The sequence below is a fragment of the Qipengyuania citrea genome, assembly GCF_024171405.1.
In the GTDB taxonomy this organism is placed as follows: Bacteria; Pseudomonadota; Alphaproteobacteria; order Sphingomonadales; family Sphingomonadaceae; genus Qipengyuania; species Qipengyuania profunda.
The window spans coordinates 467121-480831 of record NZ_JALJZT010000002.1; the positions used below are offsets into that span (position 1 = coordinate 467121).

Below are 13711 nucleotides of genomic sequence, written 5' to 3' on the forward strand. Positions count from 1 at the left end.
CGCGGTCAAGTAAACCCAAACGGGGGAGCCAATATGACGTGGATTGTCGCTGTCATCGCTGTGGCGTTGGTGTTCGGGGCCTTGGATGCGGTGTGGCTGAGTTGGGCCGGACCCAATTTCTATCGCCCCAAACTCGGCGATCTGCTGGCGGACAGTTTCCGCATAGCGCCGGCGCTGGTGTTCTATGCGGCCTATGTCGCCGCAGTGGTCTGGTTCGCCGTGCGCCCGGGCCTCGCCAACGGGATCGCATCTGCCGCGATCAATGGCGCCCTGCTCGGCGCGATCTGTTATGCGACCTATGATTTGACCAACCAGGCCACGCTGCGGAACTGGTCGACCACGGTTACCATCGCCGACATCGTCTGGGGCGCGTTCGCTACGGCAGTCGCGGCAAGCGCAGCCACTTTTGCCGCCGACAAGTTCGGCTAGACCATGTTCATCGGCCATTTCGCCCCCGCTTTGCTGGCCCGCGGAATCACTGAGGATGCGCCCAAGCTCGGCGTGCTGTTCATCGCCGCGCAGCTGGTCGACTGGGCATTCTTCACATTCGCGATATTCGGCATCGAGCAGCTTCGCATCGTGCCCGGCATCACCGAGATGAATCCCTACGATCTCGTCTTCATGCCCTATTCGCACAGCCTCCTCGCGACGGCCGGCTGGGCACTGGTCTTTGGCGTGGTCGTCGGGGTCGTCCTGCGCAACATGGTCGCTGCCGCATGGGGTGCGATCGTCGTTCTCAGCCATTGGCTGCTCGACCTGCTGGTCCATCGCCCCGACCTGACGATCGCGGGGGGCGAGGACAAATACGGGCTTGGTCTGTGGAACACGCCCCATATCGAAATGCCGCTGGAGATCGGCCTCGTCCTGCTTGCCTACTGGTTCTATATCAGCCGGACCAAGGGGCCCGTAATCCCCCCGCTGATCCTGCTTGCGGCCATGCTGCTGTTCCAGGCGATCAACTGGTTCGGACCGCAGCCCGAAACCGCAGGCGTCGGCATGTATCTCTCGGTCTTCCTGTCCTATGGGATCCTGACCGCCATGGCCTTCTGGGTGCAATCGACACGGTGGCATAAAAACCAGCGGGGTCTGGCGGTCGCGGGCTAGCGGGGCTAAGCGCGCGCGCATGGCAACAGTCGAATCCGCGATCACCCCCGAAGTCGTCGAACAGCACGGCCTCAGCCCCGCAGAATACGAACGCGTCCTGCACGCGCTGGGCCGCGAGCCCAATCTGGTGGAGCTGGGCATCTTCTCGGTCATGTGGTCCGAGCATTGCAGCTACAAGAGCTCGCGGCTGCATCTCAAGAAACTGCCGACCGAGGCGCCCTGGGTAATCTGCGGCCCCGGCGAGAATGCCGGCGTCATCGATATCGGCGACGGGCAGGCGGCGATCTTCAAGATGGAGAGCCACAACCATCCGAGCTATATCGAACCCTATCAGGGTGCGGCGACCGGCGTGGGCGGCATCCTGCGCGACGTCTTCACCATGGGCGCGCGCCCGGTGGCGAATGCCAATGCGCTGCGCTTCGGGCGCCCCGAGCATCCCAAGATGCAGCACCTGGTCAAGGGCGTCGTCTCCGGCATCGGCGGCTATGGCAATTGCGTGGGCGTGCCCACCGTATGCGGCGAAACCAATTTCCATCCCGCCTATGACGGCAATATCCTCGTCAATGCGATGACGGTGGGCGTGGCCGACCAGGACAAGATCTTCTATTCCGCCGCCACCGGCGTGGGCAATCCGATCGTCTATGTCGGATCGAAGACCGGCCGCGACGGCATTCACGGCGCGACCATGGCCAGCGCCGATTTCGAGGAAGACGCCGACGCCAAGCGCCCCACCGTGCAGGTGGGCGACCCCTTCACCGAGAAGCTGCTGATCGAGGCCTGCCTCGAACTCATGGCGACCGACGCGATCGTCGCGATCCAGGATATGGGCGCCGCGGGCCTGACCTCTTCCAGCGTAGAAATGGCGACCAATGGCAAGGCCGGCATCCGTCTCGATATGAACAAGGTGCCGTGCCGCGAAGACGGCATGACGCCCTACGAGATGATGCTGAGCGAAAGCCAGGAGCGGATGCTCATGGTCCTCAAGCCCGGCAAGGAAGCCATGGCGCAGGCCATCTTCGACAAGTGGGAGCTCGATTTCGCGATCATCGGCGAGGTCACCGATACGCAGCACATGGTGCTCGAATTCGATGGCGAGGTCGTGTGCGACATTCCGCTCGGCCCACTGGCAGCCGACGCACCCGAATACGACCGGCCCTACCTGTCCAAGGAAGACTATACTGCCTGGGCGGGCATTGCGCCGATGCGCGAGCGTCCCGACACCGGCGATGTCGGCGGCGACGTGATGAAGCTGCTCGCCTCACCCAACCTGTCCTCGCGCCGCTGGATCGCCGAGCAATACGACAGCCAGGTCGGCGCGGATACCCTGCAGACCGGCGGCGATGCCGGTGTCGTCCGCGTGCATGGAACGAAGAAGGCGCTCGCGATCACCACCGATTGCACCCCGCGCTATGTTCATGCCGATCCCTATGAAGGCGGCAAGCAGGCGATTGCCGAGGCCTACCGCAATCTGTGCGCGGTCGGCGCGCGCCCGCTGGCGGTGACCAATTGCCTCAATTTCGCCAACCCGCAGCGCCCCGAGATCATGAGCCAGTTCGTCCACGCGCTCGAAGGTATGGGTGCCGCCTGCCGCGTGCTCGACTTCCCGATCGTGTCGGGCAATGTCTCGCTCTACAATGAAAGCAAGGCGACCGGGGGTGGCAGCGCGATCCTGCCCACGCCCGCGATCGGCGGCGTCGGCCTGATCGACGACTACGACCGCATGATGACCATGCCGTTCAAGGCAGCGGGCGAAGCGATCTACCTGATCCGCGCCGAACACTGGGCGACCCCCGATCCCGAACGCTCGCATCTGGGCAAATCGCTGTGGCTGTCCGAAATCCATGGCCGCGACGAAGGCCGCACCCCGCCGACCGACCTCACCGTTGAGAAGAACGCGGGCCGGATCGTGCGCCAGCTGATTGCCGACGGGCTGGTCAGCGCCGTGCATGATGTGTCCGATGGCGGACTGGCGATTGCGCTGGCCGAAATGGCGATGGCGGGCGGGATCGGTGCCGAGGTCGAATGGCATCAGGACTATACGCAGGCGCAGTGGTGGTTCGGCGAGGATCAGGGCCGGTATGTGGTGACCGTGCCCGATACCGAGGCGCTCAACCGCGCGCTGGCCAAAGGCACCGAGAGCGATGAAACCGCCTCGATCGGGTTCCGCCGCATCGGCAAGACCGGCGGCAGCACGCTGTTCGGCAAGAACGTCGATGAAATGCGTGCCGCGCACCAGAGCTTCTTCGCCGACTGGATGGAAGGCTGACGCGGTGGCGGCGGGCTATTCCAACACGCCGCTGGCGAAAAAACTCAGCCTGCGCGACGGGCAACGGGTGTGGTTCGATGACATGCCCGAGGCCATCCAGGACGATATTGGCGAATACGCGCTCGAGCTGACCTTCGTCGGCGGACCGGAGGAAGGCCCGGACGCTGCGCATATCTTCGTTACCGAACGGACGCAGCTGGAAGCGAAACTGGTGACGCTGCGCGACCACATGGCGCGCGACGGGCATGTCTGGGTCAGCTGGCCCAAGCAGGCCGCGAAGCTGCCGACCGACATCACCGAGGACACTATTCGCGAAGTCGCGCTCCCGCTGGGCCTTGTCGACACCAAGGTCTGTGCGGTGGACGAGGTCTGGTCGGGCCTCAAGCTGGTGATCCGCAAGGAATTGCGCTGACCCCTGCATGGGCTAGAACATCGCCCATGCGCGACCATGACACCGTCCCCTATTCGCTCCCCGACCTGCCCGACGAGGACCGCATCGCCCGCGCCCGGGCCCTGCGCGACCGATTCAAACAACGCCGTAGTTGCCGCTATTTCTCGGACCGGCCGGTTCCGCGCGCGATTATCGAGGCGGCGATCGAGGCCGCCGGCAGCGCTCCCAATGGCGCGAACCACCAGCCCTGGCATTTCGCGGTGGTCTCGTCCCCCGACAAAAAGCGCGCAATCCGCGAGGCGGCTGAAGCCGAAGAACGCAGTTTCTATGCCGGCAAGGCAAGCGGTGAATGGCTCGACGCGCTGGCCCCGCTCGGAACCGACGCGGACAAGCCCTTTCTCGAAACCGCCCCCTGGCTGATCGTGGTCTTCGCCCAGCGCAAGGGCGGGATCGAGGAAGACGGCAACACCCAGAACTATTACGTCAATGAAAGCGTCGGGATCGCCTGCGGCATGCTTATCGCGGCGCTGCACGAAGCGGGGCTCGCCACGCTGACGCATACGCCCTCGCCCATGGGATTCCTGCGCGAATTATGCGGTCGGCCCGATCACGAGAAGCCGCTGATGGTGGTGGTCGTCGGGCACCCGGCTCAAGGTGCCACTGTCCCCGCGCATGCGCTGAGGAAGAAACCGCTGGAACAGATTTCCAGCTGGCTGTGATCTCAGGCGACTGCAGCTATTTCGTGCTCGGACTGCTGCGCTAGCAAATCGTAGGGGTCGATCCCCTCTGCGCGCCAGACGCGGTGGCATTCCCGATACCAATTCGGCTCGGGAATGTTCAGTTCGGCGCGCGCTTCTTCGAGGTCCTTGGTCAATAGCTCGCGGATCGAGAGGCCGACCAGCGTGGGACAGGCCGCGCCGGTACGGTGGGCCTGACGTACCGCCTTCAGGATCGGGGCCGCGCTCTTCACCTGCTGTTTCAGGTGAAACGAGCCTGCATAGCCGAGCAGCAAATGCCCCTGACTCGGCGCCTGGCCATGGGTGAACAGCAGCACGCACTGTTCGCCCAGCGCATCGCGGCCATAGCCGGTCAACACATGCATCAGATCGTGCGTGTCACGCTGGCGGTAACCGAACCACTGGACCAGATCGTCATAGCTGGGACGGCCGGTCTTGTTCGATTCCTCGACCAGTCCGGCAGCGGAGAGACCTTCGCGCTCCATGAAATCGCAATAGGCCTGCGCGACCGAACCTTGGGGGAGCCGTCGCAGGGCCTCGTGATCGTCGAGGATCGGCGGGAGAAAGGGCTCGCTTGCCCGCAGCGCCTCGCCATGCGGGCTCAGCGTCAGCGCGCGCACGCGGGGCAGGAATTTGGCGGAGGGCAGCGCGTCGTAGATCCTGAAGACCTCGGCGGTATTTTCCTTGTCCTTGAGCAGCCGGCGAAAGTGTTTCACCGCCGTAAATGGCCGATAGCGAGCCTTGGGGCGGCGCGGGTGCCGCAGCGGGGTGCCGTCGCGCGCGGCATCGAGATCGGCGGAATTGAAGGCGCTGCTGGTCATGGGTCTATTCATATCAGATCGGTCTTTAACGGAAACCGACCTCCCACGATTGGAAAAGCTCGCCACGCCTATGCCGGGCTGAATTCCTCGACCCACTCGCTTTCGGGGATGCCGAACAGCTTGAGGATGGGGGTCAGGCCCGCGCTGGCGATCCGGCCATTGGCGGCATCGCGCGCCTTGGGCTTGGCGCGGTAGGCAATTCCGTAATCGGCTGCCTGCAGCATGGGGATGTCGTTCGCACCGTCGCCCGTTGCCAGCACCCGCGCGCCGTCGCCCAGGCCGGTCCGCTCATCCTCCAGCGTCGCCAGCTTGGTCGAGGCATCGCTGACCGGTCCGGCCAGCAGGCCCGTCAACTTGCCCCCCGCCACGCCGAGACGATTGCCGACCACACGTTCGAAGCCGAGGTCCTGTGCCACCGGGTCGGCGAAATGATGGAAGCCCCCGGTTACCAACACGGTCTTGCAGCCTTTGCTGCGCAGGGTCGCGGCCAGCGTGCGGGCACCTTCGACCGGGCGAATTCGCTCGCGCAGGCAGCGGTCGATCGCGCTTTCCTCAAGGCCTTCCAGCAGCCCCACCCGCTCTTTCAGCGCGCTGGTGAAGTCGAGTTCGCCTTGCATCGCGCGCTCGGTGATTGCGGCGACCTGGTCCTTGATCCCCGCATAGTCGGCAAGTTCGTCGATGCATTCCTGGCCGATCATCGTGGAATCCATGTCGGACACGAACAGCCGCGGGATCTCGATTTCGTGATCCGCCACGAGAAGGTCACATTCGCCGAAGTGCTCGACGAGGATCGCGGTAAGCTGCGCGCGGTCGCCATGCGGGAGCGAGAGCTGGAGCACATCGCCGCAGAAGTCGAGCAGCCCGGCCATCGCCACCGGCATTTCCGCTGCAGCGCAAGCCTGCATTGCTGCATCGAGGCGTGTTTCCACACTCTCCATGTCTGCTATCAGCCGCGCAATGAGCACCTTGAACCCTCCCGAGAAAAAGCCGGTCGCGCTCATTGCAGGGCCGACCGCGAGCGGCAAGAGCCATCTCGCGGTCGAACTCGCACAGCGACTGGCGCGTGCCGGGCGGCGCGGGGTCATTGTCAACGCCGATAGCCAGCAGGTCTATCGCGACCTCACGATCCTCTCCGCGCGTCCGACCGTTGGCGAGATGGGCGGTATAGAGCACCGATTGTTCGGCACCTGGGACGGGGCAGAAGCGTGCTCGGCCGCCGACTGGGCCGTTGCGGCAAAGCAGATGATCGCCGACATTCATGGCGCAGGGGACGTACCGATCCTCTGCGGGGGAACCGGCCTCTATTTGCGCACGCTGCTCGACGGGATCGCGCCGGTGCCCGAAATCGATCCCGGCATCCGCGAGGCCGTGCGCGCCTTGCCGCAAGCCGATGCGCGTAGCTCGCTAGAGCGTGAGGATCCTGCCGCCGCTGCCCGCCTAGCCCCCGCCGATGCCACGCGCACGGCCCGCGCACTCGAAGTGGTGCGCTCGACCGGTCGCACATTGGCCGAATGGCAGTCGCAGAAGACCGGCGGGATTGCCGGCGACATCGCGCTGCATCCGCTCATCCTGCTCCCCGATCGCGACTGGCTGAACGCGCGCTGCGACCTGCGTTTCGAACGCATGCTGGACGCGGGCGCGATTGACGAGGTCGAAGCGTTACTTGCGCGTGACCTCGATCCCGACTTGCCGGTCATGCGCGCCATTGGGGTGCGCGAGATCGCGGGGATGCTCCAAGGCGAACTATCGCGCGCTCAAGCTATCGCCGCTGGCCAGACCGCGACCCGGCAGTATGCCAAACGCCAATATACGTGGTTCCGCAACCAGCCCCCGGATGAATGGCTGCGCGCGGATAACAAAACTATTGTCGAGTGCGATTATTTTGTTTCATTGTTTCACGATAACGGTTGACCACGCAATTCAATGCCCCTATTGGGTGCCTGTCGGCCCGGCGCTATAGACCCCAGCGCCGGGTCGATTTGTGTCTTGCAAGCACCGGAAACGGGCCGGAGGTTAGTGTGAATACCGAGCGCAGCGGCGCTGCAATCCTGATCGAATGCCTCAAGCGGCAGGATGTCGAATTCGTTTTCGGCTATCCTGGCGGCGCGGTCCTGCCGATCTATGACGAGCTGTTCGCCGACGACGGCATCCGCCACATTCTGGTGCGGCACGAAGCCGGCGCTGCGCATGCCGCCGAAGGCTATGCCCGCTCGACCGGCAAGCCCGGCGTGGTGCTCGTCACCAGCGGACCGGGTGCGACCAATGCGGTCACGGGTATTGCCGATGCCTATATGGATTCGATCCCGCTGGTAGTGATCACCGGACAGGTCCCCACGGCGCTGATCGGAACCGACGCGTTCCAGGAGGCCGACACCGTCGGCCTAACGCGTCACTGCACCAAGCACAATTACCTCGTGAAGGACCCCGAGCGCCTACAGGCGACGATCGAGGAAGCCTTCCGCATCGCCACCACCGGCCGTCCCGGCCCGGTGGTGGTCGACATTCCCAAGGACGTCCAGATCGCGCTCGCCAATTGGGGCGAACAGGACGACACCCCGCTCCCCTCGCACCGCTATCAGCCGCGCATGGTTGGTGCGGCGGATGAGATCGCAGAAGCCATCGACATGCTTGCTGCCGCGGAACGTCCGGTGTTCTATACCGGTGGCGGCGTGATCAACGCCGGGCCGCATGCCAGCGCGATGCTGCGCCGCCTGCAGCATGCCACCGGCGCGCCCGTCACCAGCACTCTGATGGGCCTGGGTGCCTTTCCCGCCGATCATCCCGACTGGCTGGGCATGCTCGGCATGCACGGCACCTATGAAGCCAATATGGCGATGAACCGCGCCGACCTGATTGTCGCGATCGGGGCGCGGTTCGACGACCGGGTGACCGGGCGGCTCGATGCCTTCGCGCCCGAAGCCAAGAAGATCCACATCGATATCGACCGTGCGAGCATCAACAAGATCGTCCCCGTCGATCTTGGCATCGTCGGCGATTGCGCGCATGTGCTCGAGCAGATGCTCGAAGCCTGGGGCGGCCGCAAGCCGCGCGACCTGTCCGAATGGAACGCCCGCATCCTCGGCTGGAAGGCGCGCGACTGCCTCGCCTATCCCGAGCGCGGAAGTGAGCAGATCATGCCGCAGAAGAGCATCGAACGGTTGTTCGCGCTCACCCGCGACCACAACCCGATCATCACCACGGAGGTCGGCCAGCACCAGATGTGGGCGGCGCAATATTTCCGGTTCTTCGGCCCGAACAAGTGGCTCACCAGCGGCGGTCTGGGGACCATGGGTTATGGCCTGCCCGCCGCAATCGGTGCGCAATTGGGCAATCCGGGCAGTCTGGTGATCGACATCGCGGGCGAAGCCAGCATCCAGATGAACATCCAGGAACTAGGCACGGCGAGCCAGTACCGCCTGCCGGTCAAGGTGTTCATCCTCAACAATGAATATATGGGCATGGTCCGCCAGTGGCAGGAACTGACCTATGAGAGCCGCTATTCGAACAGCTACTCGGACAGCCTGCCCGATTTCGTGAAACTGGCCGAAGCATACGGCTGGAAGGGCATCCGGATCGAGGATGAAAGCCAGCTCGACGCCGGGATCGAAGCGATGCTCGCGCATGATGGCCCGGTGATGGTCGATTGCCAGGTGGCGAAGGAAGCGAACTGCTTCCCGATGATCCCGAGCGGCGCGGCGCATACCGAAATGCTGCTCTATGGCGACCAGGTGGGCGGCACGATGGACGACGAAGCGAAGGCATTGGTGTGATGGGCATGATGGCGAAAATTCCGCAGGGCTTCGAAACGCGCGCCGAGCGCCGCAGCTGGTATTCGCGTGCGGATGCAGAAAGCCTGCTCGACTGGCTCGAAGACAATGGGCACCGGTTCGTAGGCATGGACGTGGCGCAGAAGCAGGACGACGGGAACTGGACGCTCTTGGCCGACCGGCTCGACCTGACGCGGCAGACCGAGAATTTCGAAGCGGTGCGCATGGGCCGCGTTTTCCTGGCCGAATATGATGGCGATGGCCGGATGTTCGAACCCGTATGGCAGGACCCCGCGCGATGAAGATCACCCAGGAGGCGAACGAACGGCACGTCCTCAATGTCATCGTCGATAACGAACCGGGCATCCTCGCCAAGATCACCGGCATGTTCACCGCGCGCGGGTACAATATCGACAGCCTGACCGTGGCCGATATCTCGGAAGATCACGCGATCAGCCGGATCACCATCGTGACCCGCGGGCCCGAACCGGTGATCGACCAGATCCGCGCGCAGCTTGAGCGGCTGGTGCCCGTCCACAAGGTCATCGACCTCACCGAAAGCGGTGAGCATGTCGAGCGCGAGCTGGCGCTGGTCAAGGTCGCCGGCAAGGGCGACGACCGGGTCGAGGCGCTGCGGATCGCGGAACTGTTCCGCGCCAATGTGGTCGATACCACGACCAGCAGTTTCGTGTTCGAACTGACCGGCTCGCCCGACAAGATCGACAGTTTCATCGTTCTGATGCGCGAGCTCGGCCTGGTCGAGGTCGGCCGCTCGGGGATCGTGGGAATGATGCGCGGGGCCCAGCCCGACTAAGCGAGACAATTTCATCGCTCCGGCATAAGCGGGAGCCTATCCAACCTATCGCCAGCGGGCGACCTTATCTGGGCCCCTGCTTCCGCAGGGGCGACGCGAGGGAAAATCAATGCAAGTTTATTACGACGCCGATTGCGACCAGCAGCTGATCAAGGACAAGAAAGTCGCGATCGTCGGCTACGGTAGCCAAGGTCATGCCCATGCCCAGAACCTGCGCGACAGCGGGGTCGGCGAGATCGCCGTGGCGCTGCGTGAAGGCTCGGCCAGTGCCAAGAAAGCCGCCGATGCGGGCTTCACCGTCAAGACCGTTGCCGACGCCGCCGCATGGGCCGATGTCCTGATGATCCTCGCACCCGACGAGCACCAGGCGGCGATCTATGCCGATGAAGTCGCCGGTCAGATGAAGCCGGGCAGCGCGCTGGCCTTCGCGCATGGCCTCAACATCCATTTCGGCCTGATCGACCCGCCCGCCGATGTCGACGTGATCATGATCGCCCCCAAGGGCCCGGGCCACACCGTGCGCGGCGAATATATCAAGGGCGGCGGCGTGCCCTGCCTCATCGCCATCCACCAGGAATCGAGCCAGCCGGGCGGCAATGGCTTCGCCAAGCAGCTTGCGCTGTCCTATGCCAGCGCGGTCGGCGGCGGGCGCTCGGGCATCATCGAAACCGATTTCAAGGAAGAATGCGAAACCGATCTGTTCGGCGAGCAGGCGGTGCTGTGCGGCGGGATCACCCATCTGATCCAGGCCGGGTTCGAAACGCTGGTCGAGGCCGGCTATGCCCCCGAAATGGCCTATTTCGAATGCCTCCACGAAACCAAGCTGATCGTCGACCTGCTGTATGAAGGCGGGATCGCCAACATGCGCTATTCGATCTCGAACACGGCCGAATATGGCGACATCAAGACCGGCCCGCGCATCATCACCGACGAGACCAAGGCCGAGATGAAGCGCGTGCTGAAGGACATCCAGTCGGGCCGGTTCGTCAAGGACTTCGTGCTCGACAACCAGGCCGGCCAGCCCGAACTCAAGGCCAGCCGCAAGGCCGCCGCGGCGCACCCGATCGAACAGACCGGTGCCCAGCTGCGCGCTATGATGCCCTGGATCGGCGCCAACAAGCTGGTCGACAAGGACCGGAACTGATCGTTACTGTCGGCATCCGTCGAGAGGGGACTCGCCGATGGATGCCGACAACCGACTGAGCTTTGCCTGCGCCTGCGGGACGATCGCGGGGACGATCCACCGGGCGACCCCCGACCAGGGCGACCATGTCGTCTGCCATTGCACGGATTGCCAGGCCCTCCCGGCGTTTTTCGGGGCCACCGAGCGTATTCTCGATGAGGCGGGGGGCACCGCGCTCTACCAGTCGCGCTGCGCCCGGCTCGAATTCGCGCGCGGCAGCGAGCGGCTCGCCTGCCTGCACCTGACCGACAAGCCGACGCTGCGCTGGTATGCGATGTGTTGCGACACGCCGATGTTCAACACCTATGCCACCGGCCGGATCCCCTACGTCACCACCATTCTCGCCAATTGCGAAGTAGCGGAGCGCGAACGCCTCGGCCCGCCGCGCGGGCATCTGTTTCTCGAGGATGCACCGGGTTCGACAGAGGGGCTCAAGCCACTGTCGATGACCACGCTGATGCGGCATTTTCTGGTGCGGATGGTAAAGGATTACGTGTCGGGCGATCATCGCCGCAATCCGCTGTTCGATCCCAAGACCCTGCAACCAATCGCCACGCCGCGGCGGCTCACACCCGAACAGCGCCTCGCACTCTCGTAACGTAGGCGCGCGTGCCGTGCGCGGGAACGGGTACTTGCCGACGATCATTCAGAACTAAGCATCAACAGGAGGCCGACCATGAAGAAATCGATCCTTGCCCTCGCGCTTGCCGCAAGCGGCACGCTTGCCGTGACCGCAATCTCCGCACAGGAACAGCCGCAGGTGCCCGGCGCACCCGATGTCAGCCGCGTTCAGGCAGGCGACTATACGCTCGATGCTTCGCATACGCTGGTCAGCTGGCAGGTCGGTCATTTCGGCTTCAACGACTATTTCGGTCTGTTTGGCCAGATCGAAGGGACGATGACGCTCGACCCGGCCAATATCGGGGCAACCGAGTTCGACATTACCGTGCCGATCACCAGCGTCTCGGTGCCCAGCGAAGGGCTGCGCGACCATCTGCTGCGACCCGGCAAGGATGGAGCGGCCCCCGACTTCTTCGGCCCCGAACCTGAAGCGGCGCGCTTCGTTTCCACCTCGGTCCGGCGCACGAGTGAGACGACCGCGGTTGCGACCGGGCAGTTGACGATGAACGGCAATACCGGACCGGTCACGATGCTGGTGGAATTCTCCGGAGCCGGCGAAAATCCCATGAGCAAGGCGCAGACCGTCGGCTTCCACGCCCGCGCGCAGATCGACCGTACGGCGTGGGGCATCAGCTATGCCGCGCCGCTGGTCGATCCCATGGTCGACCTTGAAATCAGCGCCGCCTTCGAACGCGACTAAAGCACTCTCGACAACCGCGTGACGAGCGGCCACGGTCCGCCGCATGCGCTTGTCAGACTGCCACAATATCGACGATTTCCGCCGCCTTGCGCGGCGACGGCTGCCGTGGCCGGTGTTCGACTACATCGACGGTGCCGCCGATGACGAGATCACCAAGACGCGCAATACCAGCGCCTTCGACGAGGTCGACCTCGTCCCCGATGTGCTGGCGGGCGTCGGCGAGATCGACACCGGCTGCACGATCATGGGTCGCCGCAGCGCGCTACCGCTGATGCTCAGCCCGACCGCGCTGCAGCGGGCCTTCCACAAGGACGGCGAGCGGGCGGTCGCCAGGGCGGCGGCAAAGTTCGGCATCTGGTTCGGCATCTCCAGCCTCGCCACTCATTCGATCGAGGAAATCGCCGCGCTCACCAGCGGCCCGAAGCTGTTCCAGCTCTACGTTCACAAGGACAGGGGGCTGAATGCCTCGATGATCGAACGCTGCCGCGAAGCGCAATTCGACGCGCTGGCGCTGACGGTCGACACGATCGTGTCGGGCAAGCGCGAGCGGTGCCTGCGGTCGGGCTTTACCACCCCGCCCCGTTTCAGCGCTTCGTCCCTGTGGAGCTACGCCACGCGCCCGCGCTGGACGCTCGACTATGTGTTCGGGCCCAAATTCCGCCTGCCCAATCTCGATGGGCATGTGCAGGAAGGCAGCGGGAAATCGGTAAGCATCCAGGACTATTTCAACACCATGCTCGATACGAACATGGATTGGGACACCGCCGCGCGTATCCGGCAGGACTGGGGCGGCACTTTCGCGCTGAAGGGCGTGATGAGCGCCGCCGACGCACGCCGCGCAGTCGAGATCGGCGCCGACGCGATCTGGATCTCCAACCATGGCGGCAGGCAGCTTGATGGCAGCCGCGCCCCCTTCGACCAATTGCGCGAGATCGTCGATGCAGTGGGGGGCGAGATCGAGATCGTCCTCGATGGCGGAGTGCGGCGGGGCACGCATGCGCTCAAGGGCCTCGCGGCAGGCGCCACCGCCGCCTCGGGCGGCCGCCTCTACCTCTATGCGCTTGCCGCGGCGGGGCAGGAGGGCGTCGAACGCGCGATCGAAATCCTCAAGGAAGAGATCGAACGCGGCATGCGGTTGATGGGCGTGACGTCGATCGACCAGCTCACCGCCGATCGGCTGCGCTGGCGGTAAGCGCCCATCCAGTCATTGCGAGCGCAGCGAAGCAATCCAGTCCTTCGCTTGGCTGCCAGTCCCGCACCTTCTGGATTGCCGCGTCGCCTGCGGCTGCTCGCAATGACTGGGTTCG

At 64.5% G+C, this 13711-nt stretch carries 15 protein-coding genes; 13 read left to right on the forward strand and 2 right to left on the reverse strand.

Annotated features, from left to right (window positions below; all coding sequences use genetic code 11):
• Nucleotides 1-33: 33 nt before the first annotated feature.
• From J2S32_RS03160 to J2S32_RS03180, 5 genes are read left to right on the forward strand one after another with little or no spacing between them, the layout of a single operon-like run.
• Entirely contained in the window at nucleotides 34-429 is a 396-nt protein-coding gene (locus J2S32_RS03160) for a DUF2177 family protein (protein ID WP_253516018.1), read from the forward strand.
• A gap of 3 nt (nucleotides 430-432) precedes the next feature.
• On the forward strand, nucleotides 433-1104 hold the full coding sequence (locus J2S32_RS03165; protein ID WP_253516020.1) for a hypothetical protein: 672 nt from the start codon (nucleotides 433-435) through the stop codon (nucleotides 1102-1104).
• Between the two features lie 19 nt (nucleotides 1105-1123).
• Nucleotides 1124-3370, forward strand: coding sequence for a phosphoribosylformylglycinamidine synthase subunit PurL (gene purL / locus J2S32_RS03170; RefSeq protein ID WP_253516022.1), 2247 nt, complete (start codon nucleotides 1124-1126; stop codon nucleotides 3368-3370).
• A 4-nt stretch (nucleotides 3371-3374) separates the two neighbouring features.
• Nucleotides 3375-3782 carry a DUF3052 family protein gene (locus tag J2S32_RS03175; RefSeq protein WP_253516031.1) on the forward strand — a complete coding sequence of 136 codons (408 nt, stop codon included), beginning with the start codon at nucleotides 3375-3377 and terminating at the stop codon, nucleotides 3780-3782.
• A gap of 26 nt (nucleotides 3783-3808) precedes the next feature.
• On the forward strand, nucleotides 3809-4480 hold the full coding sequence (locus J2S32_RS03180; protein WP_253516033.1) for a nitroreductase family protein: 672 nt from the start codon (nucleotides 3809-3811) through the stop codon (nucleotides 4478-4480).
• A 2-nt stretch (nucleotides 4481-4482) separates the two neighbouring features.
• Here J2S32_RS03180 and J2S32_RS03185 read toward each other — a convergent pair whose 3' ends face one another.
• Both J2S32_RS03185 and serB read right to left on the reverse strand, forming a co-directional pair.
• Nucleotides 4483-5319 carry a Coq4 family protein gene (locus J2S32_RS03185; protein ID WP_253516035.1) on the reverse strand — a complete coding sequence of 279 codons (837 nt, stop codon included), beginning with the start codon at nucleotides 5317-5319 and terminating at the stop codon, nucleotides 4483-4485.
• Nucleotides 5320-5387: 68 nt separating this feature from the next.
• A complete protein-coding gene (gene serB, locus J2S32_RS03190; protein ID WP_253516037.1) occupies nucleotides 5388-6320 on the reverse strand; it encodes a phosphoserine phosphatase SerB in 933 nt (310 codons plus the stop codon).
• Between serB and miaA the strand changes: the two genes are divergently transcribed.
• The 8 genes from miaA (at nucleotide 6277) to J2S32_RS03230 (ending at nucleotide 13596) form a co-directional block, all read left to right on the forward strand.
• A complete protein-coding gene (gene miaA / locus J2S32_RS03195; RefSeq protein WP_253516040.1) occupies nucleotides 6277-7230 on the forward strand; it encodes a tRNA (adenosine(37)-N6)-dimethylallyltransferase MiaA in 954 nt (317 codons plus the stop codon). The two genes, serB and miaA, sit on opposite strands and share 44 nt — an antisense overlap.
• Nucleotides 7231-7337: 107 nt before the next feature.
• Nucleotides 7338-9089, forward strand: a complete 1752-nt coding sequence (ilvB, locus tag J2S32_RS03200) for a biosynthetic-type acetolactate synthase large subunit (RefSeq protein WP_253516043.1) — start codon at nucleotides 7338-7340, stop codon at nucleotides 9087-9089.
• Nucleotides 9090-9094: 5 nt separating this feature from the next.
• Complete coding sequence (locus J2S32_RS03205; protein ID WP_253516047.1) at nucleotides 9095-9388, forward strand: hypothetical protein; 294 nt, start codon at nucleotides 9095-9097, stop codon at nucleotides 9386-9388.
• Nucleotides 9385-9900, forward strand: a complete 516-nt coding sequence (gene ilvN / locus J2S32_RS03210; protein WP_253516048.1) for an acetolactate synthase small subunit — start codon at nucleotides 9385-9387, stop codon at nucleotides 9898-9900. The genes J2S32_RS03205 and ilvN overlap by 4 nt, the downstream gene beginning before the upstream one ends.
• A gap of 109 nt (nucleotides 9901-10009) precedes the next feature.
• Nucleotides 10010-11044 carry a ketol-acid reductoisomerase gene (ilvC, locus tag J2S32_RS03215; RefSeq protein WP_253516050.1) on the forward strand — a complete coding sequence of 345 codons (1035 nt, stop codon included), beginning with the start codon at nucleotides 10010-10012 and terminating at the stop codon, nucleotides 11042-11044.
• Between the two features lie 37 nt (nucleotides 11045-11081).
• Entirely contained in the window at nucleotides 11082-11681 is a 600-nt protein-coding gene (locus J2S32_RS03220; protein WP_253516063.1) for a DUF6151 family protein, read from the forward strand.
• 78 nt (nucleotides 11682-11759) lie between these two features.
• Nucleotides 11760-12404 carry a YceI family protein gene (locus J2S32_RS03225; protein WP_253516066.1) on the forward strand — a complete coding sequence of 215 codons (645 nt, stop codon included), beginning with the start codon at nucleotides 11760-11762 and terminating at the stop codon, nucleotides 12402-12404.
• Nucleotides 12405-12447: 43 nt separating this feature from the next.
• Nucleotides 12448-13596 (forward strand): alpha-hydroxy acid oxidase, encoded by a 1149-nt coding sequence (locus J2S32_RS03230; RefSeq protein WP_253516069.1) that lies wholly within the window; start codon nucleotides 12448-12450, stop codon nucleotides 13594-13596.
• Nucleotides 13597-13711: the final 115 nt, after the last annotated feature.